Source organism: Aureisphaera galaxeae (assembly GCF_028561275.1).
Classification (GTDB): Bacteria; Bacteroidota; Bacteroidia; order Flavobacteriales; family Flavobacteriaceae; genus Aureisphaera; species Aureisphaera galaxeae.
Genome location: NZ_JAQQTF010000006.1, coordinates 372,025 through 390,015 on the forward strand (window position 1 = coordinate 372,025; position 17,991 = coordinate 390,015).

The window sequence follows — 17,991 nt, forward strand, 5'->3', positions numbered from 1 at the left end:
GATTCTTAGTTGTAATTTTAAGGTTCTTAAACCAATCCTTACAATTATGGCAAATATCACCTTGGGAGGAAATCCCGCAGAAACTATAGGAAACCTACCTGCTGTGGGAAGTACCGCTCCAAATTTCACATTGATCGCTAACGATCTTTCTTCAAAATCCCTCTCCGATTATGACGGAAAACGAAAACTATTGAACATCTTTCCAAGTGTTGACACAGGCATTTGTGCTGCTTCTTCCAGAAAATTCAATGAGGCCGCTGCCGCTTTAGAGAATACCCAAGTGCTTTGTATTTCCAGAGACCTTCCTTTTGCCCAGGCCCGCTTTTGTGCCGCCGAAGGGATCGAAAACTTGGATATGCTCAGTGATTTCAACGATGGATCCTTTGGAAAAGACTACGGACTCGAGATTTCTAAAAGTGCATTTACTGGATTGCATTCGCGTGTGGTAATCGCGCTGGATGAAAATAACAATGTACTGTATACCGAGCAAGTTCCCGAAATTGGACAAGAGCCCAATTATGAAGCTGCCTTAAACGCACTTTCGTAAGTATTACCAATACAATCGTAATAGGAAGTTGGGAGTGAAGCCCAAAGAGAATTTATCGACTACTGTTATCGGGTCGTTAATGTTATTATTACCAAAGTATTCACGGCTTAGGTAATTCCGTTTGTTGTATAGATTTCGAATGGAAAACCCAATCTTTCCCTTTAATGGACTTTCTTTGGAAAATCGGAAGGCGTAGGTTGTGGAAAGGTCCAGACGATGGTAATTGGGCAAACGTTCGGTATTGATTCCCTGAAAGAACAAATCATCGCTGGAAGGTACGGTTAAGGCTTCGGTAAAAGGGCGCCCTGTGTGCCAGTTCCACCCCATGGCTACCTGAAAATCTTTCAGTTGATAGGTCAAAGAGGCTGTCACATTGTGCCTAATGCTATTGCTTGCCGTAAAATAATCGTCATTATTCAGCTCGCGATACTTACTCTGCACGCTGTTTATGGAATAGCTGAACCAGGTGTTGAAAGCCCCAAAACTCTTTTTAAGGTAAAAGTCTCCCCCAAGGATTTTCTGTTCCCCAATGTGAAACTGGCTGTCCAACGGATTCAAAAAACCAAGGGCTAAAGCAGTGAGACCATCAATTTTCTTGTAGTAGGAGTCCACGTCTACCGTCCATCCTTTATTGTTATACACCAAACCGGCGGACACCTGATGGCTCCTAATAATGGGAAAAGTGCCTCCATCGGCCAAACGCCACAAACGGTTTTCTAAAGACAGATCGCTCAATACCGTTTCGTCTATTTCACTAATGATCTGACTCCGAACTTCCCCCGAAACCTGAAGCCTTAGGTTCTTAAATAGATCTTTGTAAATGAAAATGCGGGGTTCTACGCGAACGGCGTCCAAATTCTGAAAATAGCTTACCCTCGCTCCTACGGCAACATCGAATAAATCAGGATTTCTGTATTGGTAATTTCCAAATAATGAATGCGTTTGCTCTACAGTCTGATCACTATCCAAAACAAAAGAGAGTTGCGCGGTTTCTAAAAAGGCGTAGCTCACATCTTTCAAGGAATACTGATACCCCAGGGATAGTAGCTGATCATCCCGTGTTTCTATAAAAACTTCGGTAGCAGCTCCCGAATCGAAAATGACATTTTTCTTTTCAAAATCCGAAACTTGCTCTTCATTGTTAGACTCCAAAAAATTATAGGTAAAGCGGTATTTGGAAACCGATGCCGTTGTTTCTTGGCGCACCCGTTCGCTCCATTGGGCATTCCATTGCAAACCATATCCTTCATTGTTTATTTCCAGAATATCATTCAGCATGGTTCCGTTGTCCACATCCCGTTCGCTCACCAAATAATCCAAATTATTGTCAATTTGAATGGTACTTAGGTGAATGCTATGTTTTTCATTGGGTTTATAGTTCACCTTGGCATTGTAATCTAAAAAGAAAAAGTCGTTGTTGGTATTCTCGGCATTGGTGATCTTGGTGCTTTCAAATACCTTATCGGCCATCCTAACGAAGGTAAACGACTCAAACACCTCATCGTAACTCCGCCGAATTCCTGCTTGTATATCCAGTTTTCCCTTTACAATAGGCAGATCCAAAAAAGCGTCCGCCCCTACTCCATTCAATCCAATCCCCGCCGAAAAACGATCGGAAACTTCATTTCTGGAAGCTATGGATACCACACTGGACAATCTCTCCCCATAACGTGGATGCGTACCTTTATTATGAAATTCAACCCCTTCAATGCGATTGGGGTTAAAGGCTGAAATCATTCCGAACAGATGTCCTTTGTGGTAGATATTGATCCCATCCCAAAGAATACGATTCTGATCTGCCCTTCCCCCACGGACATTGAACCCCGTAGCTGTTTCGTTGGGGCTAATCACTCCTGGCAACAATTGTATACTTTCCAACACATCGGCCTCGGTAAGTCCTGGCAAGGCACCCAATTCTTTAGGTTTTATGGTAAAGGCACCATCTTTTCGCTTGTAAATTCCCTTGGTGAGATATCCAGTAACAATCACATTATCCAGTTCCTGCACTTCACTTAACGAGCTATTATCGGCATACAGGGAAATATATCGATCATCGATCCTGTCGAACTGAACTTGTAGGGTGACCTCTAGCGATTGTAGTACCTCTTCTAAGGTACGGTCGGCCGCTTCCAAAGTAATGGTTTTGTTGGTAACGAGATCATCCTGATAGGAAAAACGGACATCGAAAAGTGCTTCGAGGGTAGAAAGTGCTTCAGAAACCGGGGTTTCATCGAATTGAACGCGAAAAGCAGCCGTTTCTTGGGAAAAGGCTGCTACGAAGGGAAAGAATAGGATAAAAATCCAATGGTAGGTATTTTTTCTATTCATATGGGCGAAGCACAACAACTTTTTGGTCATTGTAGCTGTACTCTATTCGCATGGCGTTAAAAACCGTAGACAGCGCTACTTCTTTATTATCATGTCCGAAACTTCCCGTAAAACGAGCACTGTCATCAATGGCTTTTGTATCGAACGTTAGTGAGTATTGATTTTCCAATTCGGCCAACACATAGGTAAGCGGCACACTCTTAAAGGAACTTTCTCCATGAATCCAACTGGGTTGTTCTTGAGACGATCTTCCATCTTCTAACGGATGTCCATTAATCCTTCGTACCGTCATTCCAGGTAAGAGCACTTTGGCTTTCCCACCATTCCGAACTTCCACCATACCCTCGTAACAAGTTACTTCAAAATAATCTAATGTGGTCTTCACATTAAACTGGGTACCCAATACCTGCACCGAACCATTCTCGGTGATGACAGAAAAAGTACTTCCTTTCTCCACCTTAAAGTAGGCTTCTCCATCTAAATGAACTTCTCTGTTATTTTCCCAGGATCTTTCTTCATAACTCAGCTGCGTTTTGGCATTCAGAATGACTTCAGAATTGTCTAACAGGGCAATGGTTTTCTGTTCGGAAAAAGTGGTAGATATTGTGGTGTCGCCATTCATTACATACCAATAACCCGCAAAAAGCATCACCAAAGAAGCTGCCGCCGCCATGGTCCAACGGATGTACTTTCTTGGCAGGGGTTTTGCCTTTTGTTGGGAAGTTATTTTTTCTTGGATGGCACTAAATGTATCGGTTCCTGGAGTTCGAAGGAGTTCCGTCCCCAGTCGCAGTTTTTTGTAAAAAGTAAAATCCTCTTCGGAAATATGTTCTGCCAGTTCGGCATCACTTATTTCTCCGGCCATCCATTTCGCCAAATAGACTTCTTGTTCGTTATTTAAATGCGATTTTTCCATACAATATCATAGTTACGACAACTGGGGTTTAAAAAACCCTACCTCCTTTTCTAAATTTTTATCAAACGTTTCCAATCTTTTCGCGCATGATCTTAAGGGCCTGATGCATTCGCTTTTCCACGGCCTTTACAGAAATACCTAAAATCTCGCTTATCTCGGCATATTTTTTCTTTTCCATTCTGCTCATTAAAAACACTTCCCGCTGCGTATCCGGTAAATCGGCAATAGCTTTTTCTATTTTTTCCAAAAACTCCTTTTCCAACATCACAAATTCTGGAGACTCGGGATTGTTTCGGGAAAGAGATGATTTTTCATGGTTCCTTACCACATTCCTGTGCTTGAACCAATTCAAAAAGAGATTATTTGCAGTGGTATACAAAAACCCTTTTACTTTACTGTAGGAAACCCGATCGCAGTTTTCCCATAGCTTCACGAAAGTTTCCTGAAGGATGTCTTCCGCCTGATCCATATCCTGTGTTTTGAAGAACACAAATTGCTTTACATCACGGGCGTACTTTTTGAAAATCGTTTCAAAAACAGCGGGTTTACATATTTTTTCCAGTTCTTTGAGCATGGTTGGGCTAGTTACCTTTTTGAAAAAGGGTCTGGTCAAAACTATGTAAAAAATAAATTTATTTTCGGGTAGGGTTTTTTAAACCTGAGTTGTCGTATGGTAGATTAATCGCAAAAAATGCGCGCCCACTATTAACCTTAAACCTATGAAAATGAAGCATCTTAGAATATTTTTGGCTGCTTGCCTACTTGCCCTCACTTTTGTAGCCTGTACCAACGACGATACGATTGCACCTACGCAAAATGTACAGGAAAGTGAATCTGTTCAAAACGCATTATCACAATTAAGAACGCATTTCGATGACAACGGTGTCCTCACCGCAGACGCCAACCCTACTGGGAATCTTGTCATCGATTTTTGTTTTGAATTTGTGTACCCCATTACCCTTATCTATAACAACGGAGCCACGGTTACCGTAGAAAATCTAGGGGAACTAATTACAGTAATCCTTAATTCTACTCCCGAACTTTATATAGTGGGTATCGAATTCCCATTCGATGTCATATGGTACAATCCAGCCACCAATGGCACCGAAATTGTCACCATAAATAATGAAGATGAATTCCTAGCATTACTGGAGAGTTGCATCTTCGAACCCTGTGTCTGTACCGATGAGTATGATCCCGTATGCGTAGAGATTGAAACGGACCAAGGTCCTTTAGTATTAACGTTCCCCAATGCCTGCCATGCAGAGTGTGAAGGATTTACGGAAGAAGATTTCGTAGAATGTCAAAACGATTGCGAATGTACCGATGTATACGATCCGGTATGTGTGAAGACCGACGGAGCTATTATAGAATTCGGAAACGAATGTCTGGCCCTTTGTGAAGGATTTACACCGAATGACTTTGTAGATTGTCCTACCGATTGCGAATGTCCTGCAGAAATAGACCCTGTTTGTGTTGAGACCCCGAGTGGAAATATCATCGAATTCGATAATGAATGTCTGGCCCTTTGTGAAGGATATACTCCAAATGACTTTGTAGATTGTCCTGCAGACGGATGCGATATTACCAATGTAGCTGTTGAAGTCGGTGACTGTGATCCCGCAGGCAATGTATATGTGGTTACCATCAACTTTGAAGTGATTAATGCCACCAACGATACTTTCGATGTCTATGGGCTGAATGGTGAATTCATCGGAAACTTCCCATTATCCAGTTTACCACTTACGCTTGAATTCGAATCCAATGGAACGGACTTCGGAGGCGTGTTGGTATGTGTAAACGATAATCCTGATTGCTGTGCCGAAATTACTTGGGTTCCACCAACCTGTGGCGGTGGCGGAGAATGTTCCATCACCAATCTTGTCGCAGATATTGGCGACTGTAACCCTACCGGAGGATATACGGTTACTATTGATTTCGAATATGAGAACCCCGGTAATGATTTCTTCGATCTGTTCACCTTAGACGGTCAGTTCATTGGGTTCTTCGAATTAGCCAGTCTACCCATTACCGTTACCTTCCCTCCAACTGGTGATTTTGGTGGTGCCTTGGTATGTATCAACGACACCCCAGATTGCTGTGCCGAAATAGATTGGGTAGCACCCACTTGCGATGATCCTTGCCAGTGCAACGATCTATATGACCCTGTATGTGTAGGCATTGGCGGTGCTGTAGTCACCTACTACAATGCCTGTTATGCAGAATGTGATGGTTTCACCGAAGCAGACTACGTAGATTGTGACCCTGTAGAGCCATGTGCAGATTGTATTACAGAACCTTATGAGCCTATTTGTGTGGAATTTGCGGGTACCGTACTTACCATGTACAATGAGTGTTTCTTATTCTGTAATGGATTTACACCCAACGACATAGTCGATTGTAATTAATACGTACTTACTTAGGTTACGTTAGTTGTTAAGTTTAAGTTTTGAGGTCGTCCAAGGGCTTTGGGCGGCCTCATTTATTTTGTTGCTATGGTATCCTACAATATGCTACCTTTGCGGGAAACAGACCTAACTCCTAGTGAAGAAAAAATCCTTCCTTGTAAAACGACTGCTCGGTTTTAAATACGCCACCAAAGGGGCATGGATGCTCTTAAAAAATGAAGCCAGTATACAGGTTCAGGCAGCTATCGCCATTCTTATGACAGTAGCTGGTTTCTACTTCAACATTTCCACTTCCGAATGGATCTTCCAAACCTTAGCCATAGGATTGGTGATGAGTATTGAAGGCTTAAACACCGCTGCAGAGGAAATTGCCAATTTCGTGCATCCCGATTTCCATAATAAGATTGGTTATATCAAAGATGTTGCCGCTGGTGCCGTATTCTTTGCCGCCATCGCCGCTGTGATTGTGGGATGTCTTATTTACATTCCGAAATTCTAAACGGGAAACTCCAAAATTTTATATAGATTCGAACGTTAACAATTTGTACTTTTGTGTAACGACAACCAACTATGGCGAAAAAAAAGACGGCAAAAAAGAGGACAGCCAAAAAACCTAGAAAAAAACTATCCCTTACCCTTTCCAGACAACAAAAAATCATCTTGGGGTCGGCTCTTTTCTTTTTCGGCCTTGCACTTCTCTTTTCCTTTGTATCCTATTTTTTTACTTGGCAGGCAGACCAAAGCTCAGTAGGCGAATTGGGACGTGACGAAGCCACTCAGAATTGGCTGTCGTCGGTGGGTAGGGACCTTTCGGAATTCTTTATAGGAAAAGGTTTTGGGGTTTCCGCCTTTATCATTGCCTTCCTCATCGGACTTACAGGTGTCTATTACTTTTTCGATTACGCCAAGAAGCAACTGTTACGATTTTGGTTCTGGGGATTACTGGTAACCGTTTGGCTTTCGGTATTCTTTGGCTTTTTCTCCATGGAAAAAACCGTTTTTAGCGGGGTAATTGGGTTCGAAATAAACGATCTGCTACAAGATTACATAGGACTTATCGGAGCCATCCTTGTCATGGCATTTTTGGCTATCGTCTATTTAGTCGTTCGATTGAAAATGACCCCAGAAAAAGTTTCTGACGCCCTTAAGAAAACCAAAAAGGAGATTCAGGATGATTTCAACTCGGGAGAAGCTACCATAACCGAAGAGCCGATAGACCAGACAGATTACGAGAAGGATGTTATTGAAACCTTGACAAACCCTTCCCAAGAAATAGAAATGAATGTTGGGACTATTGAAGAGGAGGAAATTATACCCGAACCCACACTGAAGACCATTGTAAAGGAACCAGAGGTAGTTGTGGAAGAACCCGATGTTTCCATGGAAGTAGAAGCAGCACCAGAAGAAGAAGAAATTACCGAGAACCTATCGAAAAAATTGGTGGACGACTTTGGGGAATTTGACCCCACGCTCGAGCTTAGCAACTATAAATTCCCAACCCTAGAATTACTGAAGGATTACACGGGTGGACAAGGCATCACCATTAATCAGGAAGAGCTCGAAGCCAACAAAAACCGTATTGTCCAAACCCTGAGCAACTATAAGATTGGCATTTCAAACATAAAAGCTACGGTGGGGCCTACAGTTACACTTTACGAAATTGTACCCGAAGCAGGAATCCGAATCTCAAAAATTAAAAATCTGGAGGATGACATTGCATTGTCCCTTGCGGCATTGGGGATCCGTATTATCGCTCCTATCCCAGGACGTGGAACCATTGGGATAGAAGTACCTAATAAAAACCCACAGATTGTTTCAATGCGTTCGGCCATTGCTTCGCCTAAGTTTCAGAATGCGGAAATGGAGCTTCCCTTAACTCTTGGGAAGACCATTAGTAACGAAACCTTTGTGGTAGATCTAGCCAAAATGCCGCACTTGCTTATGGCGGGTGCCACGGGACAGGGTAAATCGGTTGGATTAAATGCCATCCTTACCTCCCTACTCTATAAAAAGCATCCAGCGGAAGTGAAGTTCGTCCTGGTAGATCCCAAAAAGGTAGAACTTACCTTATTCAATAAAATTGAAAGGCATTACTTGGCCAAATTGCCGGATACCGAAGAAGCCATTATTACCGATACCAATAAAGTGATCAATACACTCAACTCCCTGTGTATTGAAATGGACTCCCGTTACGACATGCTTAAAAATGCAATGTGTCGTAACATAAAGGAATACAATACGAAGTTTAAGGCCCGAAAGCTGAATCCGAATGAAGGACATAAATTCTTGCCCTACATTGTGTTGGTAATCGATGAGTTTGCAGATCTTATCATGACTGCTGGGAAAGAAGTGGAAACCCCTATTGCCCGTCTAGCTCAGTTAGCACGAGCCATTGGTATTCACCTAATTATTGCTACCCAGCGACCTTCTGTAAATGTGATTACTGGTATTATTAAGGCCAACTTCCCTGCACGTATTGCATTTAGGGTAACCAGTAAGATCGACTCCCGAACCATTCTAGATGCAGCGGGTGCCGACCAGTTAATTGGCCGCGGGGATATGCTCTATACCCAGGGGAATGATCTCACCCGAATTCAGTGTGCTTTTGTGGACACTCCCGAGGTAGCTGACATTACCGAATTCATCGGTTCTCAAAAGGCGTATCCAGATGCCCATTTACTACCAGAATACGTAGGTGAAGAAGGTGGCACAACTATTGATATAAGTGTGGAAGAACGGGATAGTTTGTTCCGGGAAGCTGCCGAAGTTTTGGTCATTGCACAGCAAGGTTCTGCCTCGCTATTGCAACGAAAACTTAAGCTGGGATACAACCGTGCAGGTCGATTGATCGATCAATTGGAATCTGCAGGCGTAGTAGGTCCTTTCGAAGGTAGTAAAGCCCGACAGGTACTCGTTCCAACGATTGAGGCATTGAACCAACTTTTAAACAACGAAAACAACTAAGTAAGATTAAGATGAAGAAAGTAATTTTTTTAGCAATGATTTTAGGCTGCGTTTCTTTGGCACATGCGCAAAGTGCAAAGTCATTGCTTGATGAAGTATCGGCGAAAGTAAAGAGCTACGACAACATTGTTATCGACTTTAAGTGGAACCTTAACAATGCTAAAGAAGGCGTAAACCAAGATACTCGTGGTGATGTGACCATAAAAGGAGAACAGTATATTTTGAATATGTTGGGAACCACACGTATGTTCGACGGCAGCACTATTTATACCGTCGTTCCTGAAGACGAAGAAGTGACCATTTCCAAATACAATGCAGACGATGATAAGGAGATCACTCCATCTGAACTGTTGACGTTTTATGAGAAAGGCTTCACTTCAAAAATGGACATCTCCCAAACCATTAAAGGAAGAAAAATACAGTACGTGAAGTTAACCCCTATTGATTCTAAAGCCGAGATCAAGGATATTTTATTGGGGATTGATGCGCAGACCAAGCATATTTACCGTTTAATCCAAACGGATGCCAATGGCACTAAATACACGCTTACTGTTAATTCTTTTAAAACCAATCAGCCTTTATCAAAAACACTTTTTACCTTTGACCAGGCAAAGTTCGAGAAAGATGGATACTACATCAATCGATTGGACTAATAAAGTGTTTGTTTGAAAATACTCGATCGGTACATATTAGTGGCATTTTTGAAGACGTTTGTAAGCGTCTTCATTATTTTAATGTTCATTTTTGTTCTCCAGACCATTTGGCTTTACATATCTGAATTGGCCGGGAAGGACTTAGATGTATGGATCATTTTAAAGTTCCTTTGGTACTTCTCACCCAAGCTTATACCCTTAGTGCTGCCGCTTACGATTTTAGTAAGTTCTCTTATGGTATTTGGGAATTTTTCTGAAAAGTACGAGTTCGCAGCCATGAAATCGACAGGAATTTCCCTGCAACGAGCCATGCGAAGCCTCACTATTTTTATTCTTGGGCTATCACTCTTAGCTTTTTTCTTTGCTAATAACGTCATCCCGTATTCCGAATACAAATGGCAAAACCTGAGACGAAACATTGCACAGGTAAGCCCGTCCATGGCTATTGTTGAAGGGCAATTCAGTAGTATCGGGGACGATTTCAACATTAAGGTGGATGAAAAGTACGGTGATAACGAGCAATACTTTAGGGAGGTAATCATTCACCAAAAAAACCCGAAACGACCTACAAAGAATTCGACCGTGATCATTGCCAAAGAAGGAGAAGTGGCCAGTGAGGAAGGCAGCAATACACTTTCGCTTATTCTGAAGGATGGTAACTACTACGAGGACGTACAGCTTAAAAACGTGATGAAGCAGCGTAATTTGCCTTTTGCAAAAAGCTACTTCGAAGAGTATACGATCAATATAGACCTTACCAAACTTAACGATGCCGACATTGATAAGGATAATAAGCTGAGCAATCACAACATGTACAGTGCCGGTGAACTGGTAACTGAAATCGATAAGCTTTCAGATGAGTTTTCCAAAAATATTGATCAGTTTGGCGTAGATATGTACTACCGCATGGGACTTCCCAAAAAGAAGGATTCCACAGCTCGAAAAAAACAGCAAGATACCGCTGTTACTGAAGTTTTGGATGTTTTTGTTCTTGACCGAAAAACCAAGATCCTACAGACGGCTTTAGATAATATCCGAGGGTCTCAAAAAACGACTCAAAACCGGAAAGACCAATGGAAGCAGAAAGTGAAACGGCTCAACAAGCATGAGATTGCCTTTCATGAAAAATTCGCATTGGCTATTGCCTGTATCATCTTGTTCTTTGTGGGTGCTCCTTTAGGGGCCATCATCCGAAAAGGAGGTATGGGACTACCCATGGTAGTAGCCGTACTATTATTCCTTACCTACCATTTCATAGGGATTTTCGCTAAGAACAGTGCCGAAGATGGTACCATGCACCCATTTATAGCTAGTTGGCTCAGTACGTTCATTATGTTCCCTTTAGGCATTTGGCTCACCTATAGAGCTACCACAGACCAGGGGATTTTCGATATGGACTCCTTCATACAGCGCTTTAACTTCTTGAGAAAAAAGAATAGGGATGATTTGGAAAACGAAGAACCCATTATACTTACACAGCATGAGAAGGCGATGGTACTGTCTAAATCTGAATATCAATTAAAGGACATGCTGAAAAACCCAGATACCTATGATTATTCGGACGATGTTCGGAAGGCAATTATCCGGGAGTTAAAGTTAAAAGGGTACTCCGATGAAGAGTTAGGGTTACTATAGTTTCGTCTACATCATTTTCCCTCTTTAGTAATATACATTCCCTATCTTTGCATCTGCTAAAAAAGTGATTATGATATCTACTGAAAAAAGTGCTATGATTCAGTTAAACACCATTGAGGAAGCCATTGAAGATATTCGCAACGGAAAAGTGGTCATTGTTGTTGACGATGAAAATCGCGAAAACGAAGGAGACTTTATTGCTGCGGCCGAAAAGGTAACCCCAGAAATGATCAATTTCATGGCTACCCATGGTAGGGGGCTTATCTGCGCTCCCTTAACCGAGCAGCGATGCAAGGAGTTGCAACTCAACATGATGGTAGAGAACAATACGGTTTTGCACCATACACAGTTCACTGTATCGGTAGATCTCATAGGACACGGTTGTACCACAGGTATTTCGGTACACGACAGATCTAAGACCATTCAGGCATTGGTAAACCCAGAAACACGTGCGGAAGACTTAGGTCGTCCAGGACATATCTTTCCTTTGAAAGCCAAGGAAGGTGGTGTACTACGTCGTACGGGGCATACCGAAGCCGCGATTGATTTAGCACGCTTAGCAGGACTGCAACCTGCAGGAATCTTGGTAGAAATCCTGAATGAAGATGGAACCATGGCACGTCTACCTCAATTGGTAGATGTAGCCAAAAAATTCGACCTTAAATTGATCTCTATCGAGGATTTGGTGGCCTACCGCATGGAGCACGATTCTTTGATCGAAAAGAAAGAAGACTTCGATATTAATACGAAATATGGCTCCTTTCGTTTACGAGCTTATAAACAAACTACCAACGATCAGGTACATATCGCATTGACCAAAGGAAGTTGGGCGCGTGATGAAGCGGTTCCCGTTCGAGTGAATTCCACTTTGGTAAACAATGATATCCTAGGAACCCTTACCAACAATGCAGATAAGAAGTTGGACAATATGTTCAAAGCGATCAATTCTGAAGGAAAAGGAGCGATTGTTTTTATCAATCAGCAGAGTCAATCCTTAAACCTGCTTAACCGATTATCTCAATTGCGGGAACTACAGGTAGACGATAAAGTTGCCAAAGCTCCTCGTATTGAAATGGATAATAAGGACTTCGGGATTGGTGCACAGATCCTTCATGATCTGAACATCCACAAAATCCGTCTTGTTTCCAACAGGGAACAGGGAAAACGTGTAGGGATGATTGGTTACGGTCTAGAAATTATAGACTATATTCCGTTTTAAGCACCTCGCTAATAACTTCGGCCATTTTTGAAGCCCGTTGCTGTACCTCAGCTTCGGTCCATCCTATTTTCACCAAAGCAGAAATAGTACGGCCCATCCAAGCATCGCTGGCAGAGAAATCGGCATTGTTCAAATCCTGAATCTGGTTTCGGATTTCGGAAGGTACCCTACCCAAAGAATTCAGGTTTCTAAGGTGTTCCCAACCATTAATATAGTGCCAGTTATTGGTGTACCAGTAAAAACAGGCATCTACTCCAGCTTCGCCTAATGCTTTGTGTGCTTTTTGGGTGAGTTCTGTTGTCGGAAGGAAGAAATTCAGGAAAGAATAGTTCTCCTCCCCTCCTTCGGGCACTCTTCTAAAGGTAACGCCATTCACTTGTTCCAAAGCATTACGCATAATAGTATAGTGTTCCTTTTGCTTCGCTAGGAAAGTATCCAGCTTGCTCAACTGCCCCAATCCTACAGCGGCATTCAATTCAGAAATGCGGAAGTTATAACCAAGCACCGGATGGGTTTCGGCCCCACGGTCATTACCCACGTGATCGTGTCCATGATCTTGGTACTGATCGGCATTGATAGAGTATTGTTCGTTGTTGGTAATTACCGCTCCACCTTCCCCACAGGTAATGGTTTTTACGAAATCGAAAGAGAAACACCCCAAATCACCATAGCTTCCCAAAGGTTGTCCTTTGTAAGTTCCGCCAATGGCCTGACAGGCATCTTCTAGAAGTAATAGATTGTGTTTGTCGCAAATTGCTTTTAACGCATCTAAATCGGCCATAGACCCACACATGTGAACGGGCATTACGCAACGTGTTTTATCGGTAATGGCGGCCTCAACGGCAGCTGGATCTAACGTAAGGGTATCGTCTATATCGACCAATACGGGAACAGCTCCCAACATCATGATCGATTCGAAACTGGCCACAAAGGTAAACGTAGGCATGATAACCTCATCTCCTGCTCCAACGCCAGCCGATGCCAAGGCAACGGTCAATGCCGAGGTTCCGCTAGATACCAATTGACAGTATTGGCTTTGCATACGTTGTGCAAAGGCAGCCTCGAACTCCTTGGCTTTCCAATGGCCGTTGCGCATTCCGTCGAAACCGTAGCGCATAAGCACGCCACTTTCTAATACATCGTTTACGTGTTTTTTTTCTTCTTCTCCAAAAGCTTCAAATCCTGGCATAGCAATCTATTATTTTGAGGTTAGGTAACGCCTCTTAGACGTAGGGCAAAGATAAGGGTTGCGTTCGTGGGGTGCAATGTGATCCTTAAAGAATATCGACAGGTGTAACGGTAACTTTCGTTTTCCTTAAATGTGAATTACCTATTATAGCTATATTGCAGGGAAGCTATTACGAACTGCTTGTGGGACCAAATAAGATTAAACTTTTGGACAATTATCAATTGTATCAATTAATTCGGAGCGAATTGATTGATAATCAAACCTTAGCACAATTGAAAAGGGAATTCAAATCCCGAAATCTTTCCCGATACGAAGAATCACGACTTGAGAACAAATATTACCTGAACTACGCCCGACACGAATCGGAAGTTGAAAAAAACTATTGGAATCCTCTGTTTACCGCCTTTGCATTAAATAGACATTTTAAGCATTTAGCCCTGTTAAAAATCCAGGGAAAGAAAAAAGAAGCTAAAAAGTATATGATTCAATTATATTTTGGGTTAGCCTTGTATTTCTCTGTGATCCTGTTAATTATTATGATTTTAAAATCGAAATAGCCATTGAATTCGGTAAAGACTAATACATACTCACCGTTCAAATATGGAAAACGCATTGAAAAAATCTTCAATGTCACTTATGTCATTTTAGGTTCCATACCTCTATTATTTTCTATTTCAATTGTTGTTTTTTATTTCTACATAACTTCAGTATTCGGCTATGAACCTTCCTACAAGCATCCCGAATTTTCCGAGTATTCCCAATACCCCATGCTTACCAAAGGAAGCTTTTACTCCATGTATTTAATAGTGATCTCTTCAGGATGTATCGTATTCGGTTTTCCAATTGCTATTACCACTCACGTCCTATTTTGGAAGCTTAAAAAAATAGGAATCAATTTTAAGATATTATTAGGTAGTCTTATAGCTGCTTTAAGTATCTTTCTTCTGTTTTACATTCCTAGTACAGGAAACACCATCGAATGGCTACTTGATTAATAATGAGGATTCCCATTAATAAACATTTCAAAAACTTCGGAATCGCAACATTGGTGTTTGCGGCAATTTTCCTCTTTTCCAGTTTTGATACCTTCAAATCCAATCGAAGTGTTATTCATTCGGACACTGGTAGTTATTTGAAAGACTCTCTTTCATTAAATAAATTGAAAAAACTAAAGGTTGGCGATACACTTTGGATAGATTTACAAAAAGGAAAATGTCATTGGGGAATGCAGGTTAAAATGATTTTCATAAAAAATAAGACCCACTACGATTTCATTAAAATTGAAAACCTAGTTGATATCCTTGTAGAGCATGACAAAATCCTAATGGATCTAGAAGACATTGAACCATGGTTCCGAAAGAATCTCCCCAGAATCATCCCTGATGAATCGGTCGTTCGAATATCGCAAAGGAGTTACGATTCCATTTTAGATAATCTTTCCAACACTATTACCATTTTTAAAGATTGCAGTCCCCACGGAGCGGGAGATCATTCAAAGTTTACATTTAGCACAGCTGCTTTTCAAAAGACCTATGAATTTAAATGTATAGTTACCTGGGATGTAGATTGGGCCACTTTTAAGGGAAATTAGAAAGCCATATGAAGAATTTGCCTGTAGCTTTAAAACTCATTCTATTCATCTATACTCTTTTTCTCTCGTCACTTGCACGATGCCAAGAAAAGAAAGATCCAACGGCAGCATTGATTTCCGAATTAAAAGTAGAGTTAAACCAAGAAGGCGTTTCCGATTTCTTTGTAGTTAAGCATATTACATACGGTTCGTTTCGAATATACAATACGAAAGATCCTAATGTTTGTATACCCGATGGTTACTACTTTAACCTATATGCTTTTTGGAGAATGGGAAATACCAATTACATCAAAAAAATGGATAATTGTGGTGCCTTCAATACCATTGAATTGAAAGAGCAAGCACCTTTTGACTTCTATTCTAGGAATATAGTTGCCATAAAGAATGAAGAAGTAGGTCGTTACAGGTTAAAGCCAGATAGCATTGCCAATGGTTTACGTTATTCTTTCGCACGAACGCAAAGTCATTCTCCTCTTCGTTATTATTGGTTCTATCGAGACACGCTTACCTTTGAAAAGCGATTTGACAAATTCAATTTAACCACAGATTCCGAATCGCCCAACATTAATTTCGAATCAAATCATAACTTAGCCATCGTAAAACTCAATGCTATCTGCGAAGAAATCATTGCTGAGCTTAGCGAAAAAGAAGTCTTCCATCGTCTCGATTGAAAAATACTATTTATAACAAATGAAAGAACCTGAATTTCGTTGTGGACGCAATTGTGATGTATTGGCGAATCTTTTCGGTTACAAATTTCACAAACACGATCAAGATTGGACCTATATCGTAGCCGAAGCCGAGAGGATCGATGATTACGTCAATGCTTACAATAGTGAGATAACCGATGAGGACACCAAGTTTTCCCTAATGGAAATGATCATTCAGTCCCTTACCGATCAGCCAACGATAGCATTAATGCTATCGAAATGGGATTCAGTAAAACCCTTATTAACCAAGGATTTCGAACTTCATAAATACACTATATACTACTGGGGGTGCTGGGATAATTCCGATATCAATGATTGCTGGAATATTACGCCGGTCATGCGAGAATTCTGGCTGGAAATGAACAAAGAAAATTATTGGTCACAGCGCTATGTAGACGAAAAAACGGGATGGGATTTGGGAATGGTTTCCACACCTATCAAAGAATATGTAGATCAGTTAAAGGACAAAACCCTTAAAATCCTTATTCCTGGAGCAGGCAATGCCTATGAAGCCGAATATATGTTTCGAGAAGGCTTTAAAAACCTTTACATTATCGATATCTCTCCCCTTCCTTTGGAAAACTTCAAAAAACGCGTTCCCGATTTTCCCTCAGCACAAATCCTTCAAGGTGATTTCTTCGAATTGAACGATACCTTCGACATCATTATAGAACAAACCTTTTTCTGCTCCTTTCCTCCTATTGATAACAATCGGGAAAAGTATGTAGCAAAAATGCATGATCTTTTGTCGGAAAACGGAAAATTGGTAGGCGTCTGGTTCAATTTTCCTTTTACAGGGGATCTTACCAAACGTCCTTTTGGCAGTACCCAAAAGGAATATGAGGCATTGTTCTCCAGTCATTTTACATTGGACGTATTCGAGGAATCCTATAATTCGGTTCCAGATCGCAGGGGTCAAGAACTATTTGGTATATTGAAAAAAAGGAAACGCTAACACTATGATATTCGAAACACATACATTACCCAATGAGCTTGCCAAGTACGTAGAAGCCGTTTTTCATTTTAAAAACTTCGTTCCCGATCATTCCATAGAGCGGGTAGTTCCTACGGGGCATATCTTCGTTATTTTCGAGTTGGATGGTTTTGTGCGCAATACTTTCGACAATGAAACTCTAAAACCAAATCGGGAGTTTACCAAGGTTTGGGTCTCGGGCATGCATAAAAACTACATTTCCATTTCCGCCCATCAGAATTCCGAAATGTTTGTCATTCAGTTTAAGCCTTTCGGCGCCCATCCTTTCTTCCACTTCCCCATTCACGAATTGAATGATCGTATCCTGCCTTCCGATGAGCTATTCGGAAATGAACTGCTCCAACTCCGAGATGCAATCCTAACTAAGGATACTTCCGAAGAAAAGTTTCAATTGGCTGAAGCATGGTTAAAGGGTCGTTTCAATCAAGAAAAAACTCCTCCAGCGGAATTGTTGGATGTCCTTAAAGAACTACAAACGGAGTCTGTAGCCAACTACAATCGTACAATTGAAAATTATTCAAAAACGCAGAAACACTTAATAGATCAGTTCAAAAAGTACGTAGGGCTTACTCCCAAATACTATCAGCGTATCTTACGATTCAATGAAATTTTACAGCAAATCCATAAAGCCGAAAAAATAGAATGGTCGCAAATTGCCTATCAATGCGAGTATGCAGATCAGTCCCATTTTATTAAGGAATTCAAGCATTTTTCGGGGTTAAACCCACAGAAATTTATCCAAAATGATTTCCATAACGACGAGCCCAATTTCTTCCCCTTGGATCGGGAAGGTTAATTTTTTACTATCCTAAGAATTTTGCTTCCCGTAGTATTGTT

General features: G+C 41.3%; 15 protein-coding genes. 11 read left to right on the forward strand and 4 right to left on the reverse strand.

Going from position 1 to position 17,991, the window contains the following annotated elements:
* Positions 1 to 46: 46 nt before the first annotated feature.
* A complete protein-coding gene (gene tpx, locus POV27_RS12025) occupies positions 47 to 547 on the forward strand; it encodes a thiol peroxidase (RefSeq protein ID WP_272863022.1) in 501 nt (166 codons plus the stop codon).
* A gap of 3 nt (positions 548 to 550) precedes the next feature.
* Here tpx and POV27_RS12030 read toward each other — a convergent pair whose 3' ends face one another.
* The 3 genes from POV27_RS12030 to POV27_RS12040 form a co-directional block, all read right to left on the reverse strand.
* On the reverse strand, positions 551 to 2,875 hold the full coding sequence (locus tag POV27_RS12030; protein ID WP_272863023.1) for a FecR domain-containing protein: 2,325 nt from the start codon (positions 2,873 to 2,875) through the stop codon (positions 551 to 553).
* Complete coding sequence (locus tag POV27_RS12035; RefSeq protein ID WP_272863024.1) at positions 2,868 to 3,791, reverse strand: FecR family protein; 924 nt, start codon at positions 3,789 to 3,791, stop codon at positions 2,868 to 2,870. Before POV27_RS12035 ends, POV27_RS12030 begins: the two co-directional genes overlap by 8 nt.
* Positions 3,792 to 3,852: 61 nt before the next feature.
* On the reverse strand, positions 3,853 to 4,365 hold the full coding sequence (locus tag POV27_RS12040; protein ID WP_272863025.1) for an RNA polymerase sigma factor: 513 nt from the start codon (positions 4,363 to 4,365) through the stop codon (positions 3,853 to 3,855).
* 151 nt (positions 4,366 to 4,516) lie between these two features.
* Between POV27_RS12040 and POV27_RS12045 the strand changes: the two genes are divergently transcribed.
* The 6 genes from POV27_RS12045 (at position 4,517) to ribB (ending at position 12,670) form a co-directional block, all read left to right on the forward strand.
* Positions 4,517 to 6,199: an MFS transporter gene (locus POV27_RS12045; RefSeq protein ID WP_272863026.1), complete on the forward strand. Its 1,683-nt coding sequence runs from the start codon at positions 4,517 to 4,519 to the stop codon at positions 6,197 to 6,199.
* A 136-nt stretch (positions 6,200 to 6,335) separates the two neighbouring features.
* Positions 6,336 to 6,698, forward strand: coding sequence for a diacylglycerol kinase family protein (locus tag POV27_RS12050; RefSeq protein ID WP_272863027.1), 363 nt, complete (start codon positions 6,336 to 6,338; stop codon positions 6,696 to 6,698).
* A gap of 71 nt (positions 6,699 to 6,769) precedes the next feature.
* Positions 6,770 to 9,163 carry an FtsK/SpoIIIE family DNA translocase gene (locus POV27_RS12055; protein WP_272863028.1) on the forward strand — a complete coding sequence of 798 codons (2,394 nt, stop codon included), beginning with the start codon at positions 6,770 to 6,772 and terminating at the stop codon, positions 9,161 to 9,163.
* An 11-nt stretch (positions 9,164 to 9,174) separates the two neighbouring features.
* Positions 9,175 to 9,816 carry an outer membrane lipoprotein periplasmic chaperone LolA1 gene (gene lolA1, locus POV27_RS12060; RefSeq protein ID WP_272863029.1) on the forward strand — a complete coding sequence of 214 codons (642 nt, stop codon included), beginning with the start codon at positions 9,175 to 9,177 and terminating at the stop codon, positions 9,814 to 9,816.
* A 12-nt stretch (positions 9,817 to 9,828) separates the two neighbouring features.
* Entirely contained in the window at positions 9,829 to 11,451 is a 1,623-nt protein-coding gene (locus POV27_RS12065; RefSeq protein WP_272863030.1) for an LptF/LptG family permease, read from the forward strand.
* A gap of 70 nt (positions 11,452 to 11,521) precedes the next feature.
* A complete protein-coding gene (gene ribB / locus POV27_RS12070; protein ID WP_272863031.1) occupies positions 11,522 to 12,670 on the forward strand; it encodes a 3,4-dihydroxy-2-butanone-4-phosphate synthase in 1,149 nt (382 codons plus the stop codon).
* On the opposite strand, the gene POV27_RS12075 is transcribed toward ribB, so the two are convergent.
* Positions 12,648 to 13,859, reverse strand: coding sequence for a DegT/DnrJ/EryC1/StrS family aminotransferase (locus POV27_RS12075; RefSeq protein WP_272863032.1), 1,212 nt, complete (start codon positions 13,857 to 13,859; stop codon positions 12,648 to 12,650). The two genes, ribB and POV27_RS12075, sit on opposite strands and share 23 nt — an antisense overlap.
* 1,237 nt (positions 13,860 to 15,096) lie before the next feature.
* On the opposite strand from POV27_RS12075, the gene POV27_RS12080 reads away from it, so the two are divergent.
* Genes POV27_RS12080 through POV27_RS12095 form a run of 4 tightly spaced genes read left to right on the forward strand, consistent with a single transcriptional unit; the run spans position 15,097 to position 17,950 of the window.
* Positions 15,097 to 15,450, forward strand: a complete 354-nt coding sequence (locus POV27_RS12080) for a hypothetical protein (protein ID WP_272863033.1) — start codon at positions 15,097 to 15,099, stop codon at positions 15,448 to 15,450.
* 8 nt (positions 15,451 to 15,458) lie between these two features.
* Positions 15,459 to 16,121 (forward strand): hypothetical protein, encoded by a 663-nt coding sequence (locus tag POV27_RS12085; protein WP_272863034.1) that lies wholly within the window; start codon positions 15,459 to 15,461, stop codon positions 16,119 to 16,121.
* A 19-nt stretch (positions 16,122 to 16,140) separates the two neighbouring features.
* The gene (locus POV27_RS20305; protein WP_336375835.1) at positions 16,141 to 17,115 is read left to right on the forward strand and encodes a methyltransferase domain-containing protein; all 975 of its coding nucleotides are present in this window, start codon (positions 16,141 to 16,143) and stop codon (positions 17,113 to 17,115) included.
* Between the two features lie 4 nt (positions 17,116 to 17,119).
* Positions 17,120 to 17,950 (forward strand): AraC family transcriptional regulator, encoded by an 831-nt coding sequence (locus POV27_RS12095; RefSeq protein WP_272863035.1) that lies wholly within the window; start codon positions 17,120 to 17,122, stop codon positions 17,948 to 17,950.
* The last annotated feature ends 41 nt before the right edge of the window (positions 17,951 to 17,991 follow it).

What these genes read in the sequence shown, in the direction of transcription:
- POV27_RS12030 (WP_272863023.1), bottom strand. Translation starts at nt 2,875, where the DNA reads ATGAATAGAAAAAATACCTACCATTGGATTTTTATCCTATTCTTTCCC.
- lolA1 (WP_272863029.1), top strand. Translation starts at nt 9,175, where the DNA reads ATGAAGAAAGTAATTTTTTTAGCAATGATTTTAGGCTGCGTTTCTTTG.
- POV27_RS12045 (WP_272863026.1), top strand. Translation starts at nt 4,517, where the DNA reads ATGAAGCATCTTAGAATATTTTTGGCTGCTTGCCTACTTGCCCTCACT.
- POV27_RS12080 (WP_272863033.1), top strand. Translation starts at nt 15,097, where the DNA reads ATGATTTTCATAAAAAATAAGACCCACTACGATTTCATTAAAATTGAA.
- POV27_RS12055 (WP_272863028.1), top strand. Translation starts at nt 6,770, where the DNA reads ATGGCGAAAAAAAAGACGGCAAAAAAGAGGACAGCCAAAAAACCTAGA.
- POV27_RS12040 (WP_272863025.1), bottom strand. Translation starts at nt 4,365, where the DNA reads ATGCTCAAAGAACTGGAAAAAATATGTAAACCCGCTGTTTTTGAAACG.
- tpx (WP_272863022.1), top strand. Translation starts at nt 47, where the DNA reads ATGGCAAATATCACCTTGGGAGGAAATCCCGCAGAAACTATAGGAAAC.
- POV27_RS12075 (WP_272863032.1), bottom strand. Translation starts at nt 13,859, where the DNA reads ATGCCAGGATTTGAAGCTTTTGGAGAAGAAGAAAAAAAACACGTAAAC.
- POV27_RS12085 (WP_272863034.1), top strand. Translation starts at nt 15,459, where the DNA reads ATGAAGAATTTGCCTGTAGCTTTAAAACTCATTCTATTCATCTATACT.
- ribB (WP_272863031.1), top strand. Translation starts at nt 11,522, where the DNA reads ATGATATCTACTGAAAAAAGTGCTATGATTCAGTTAAACACCATTGAG.
- POV27_RS20305 (WP_336375835.1), top strand. Translation starts at nt 16,141, where the DNA reads ATGAAAGAACCTGAATTTCGTTGTGGACGCAATTGTGATGTATTGGCG.
- POV27_RS12095 (WP_272863035.1), top strand. Translation starts at nt 17,120, where the DNA reads ATGATATTCGAAACACATACATTACCCAATGAGCTTGCCAAGTACGTA.
- POV27_RS12035 (WP_272863024.1), bottom strand. Translation starts at nt 3,791, where the DNA reads ATGGAAAAATCGCATTTAAATAACGAACAAGAAGTCTATTTGGCGAAA.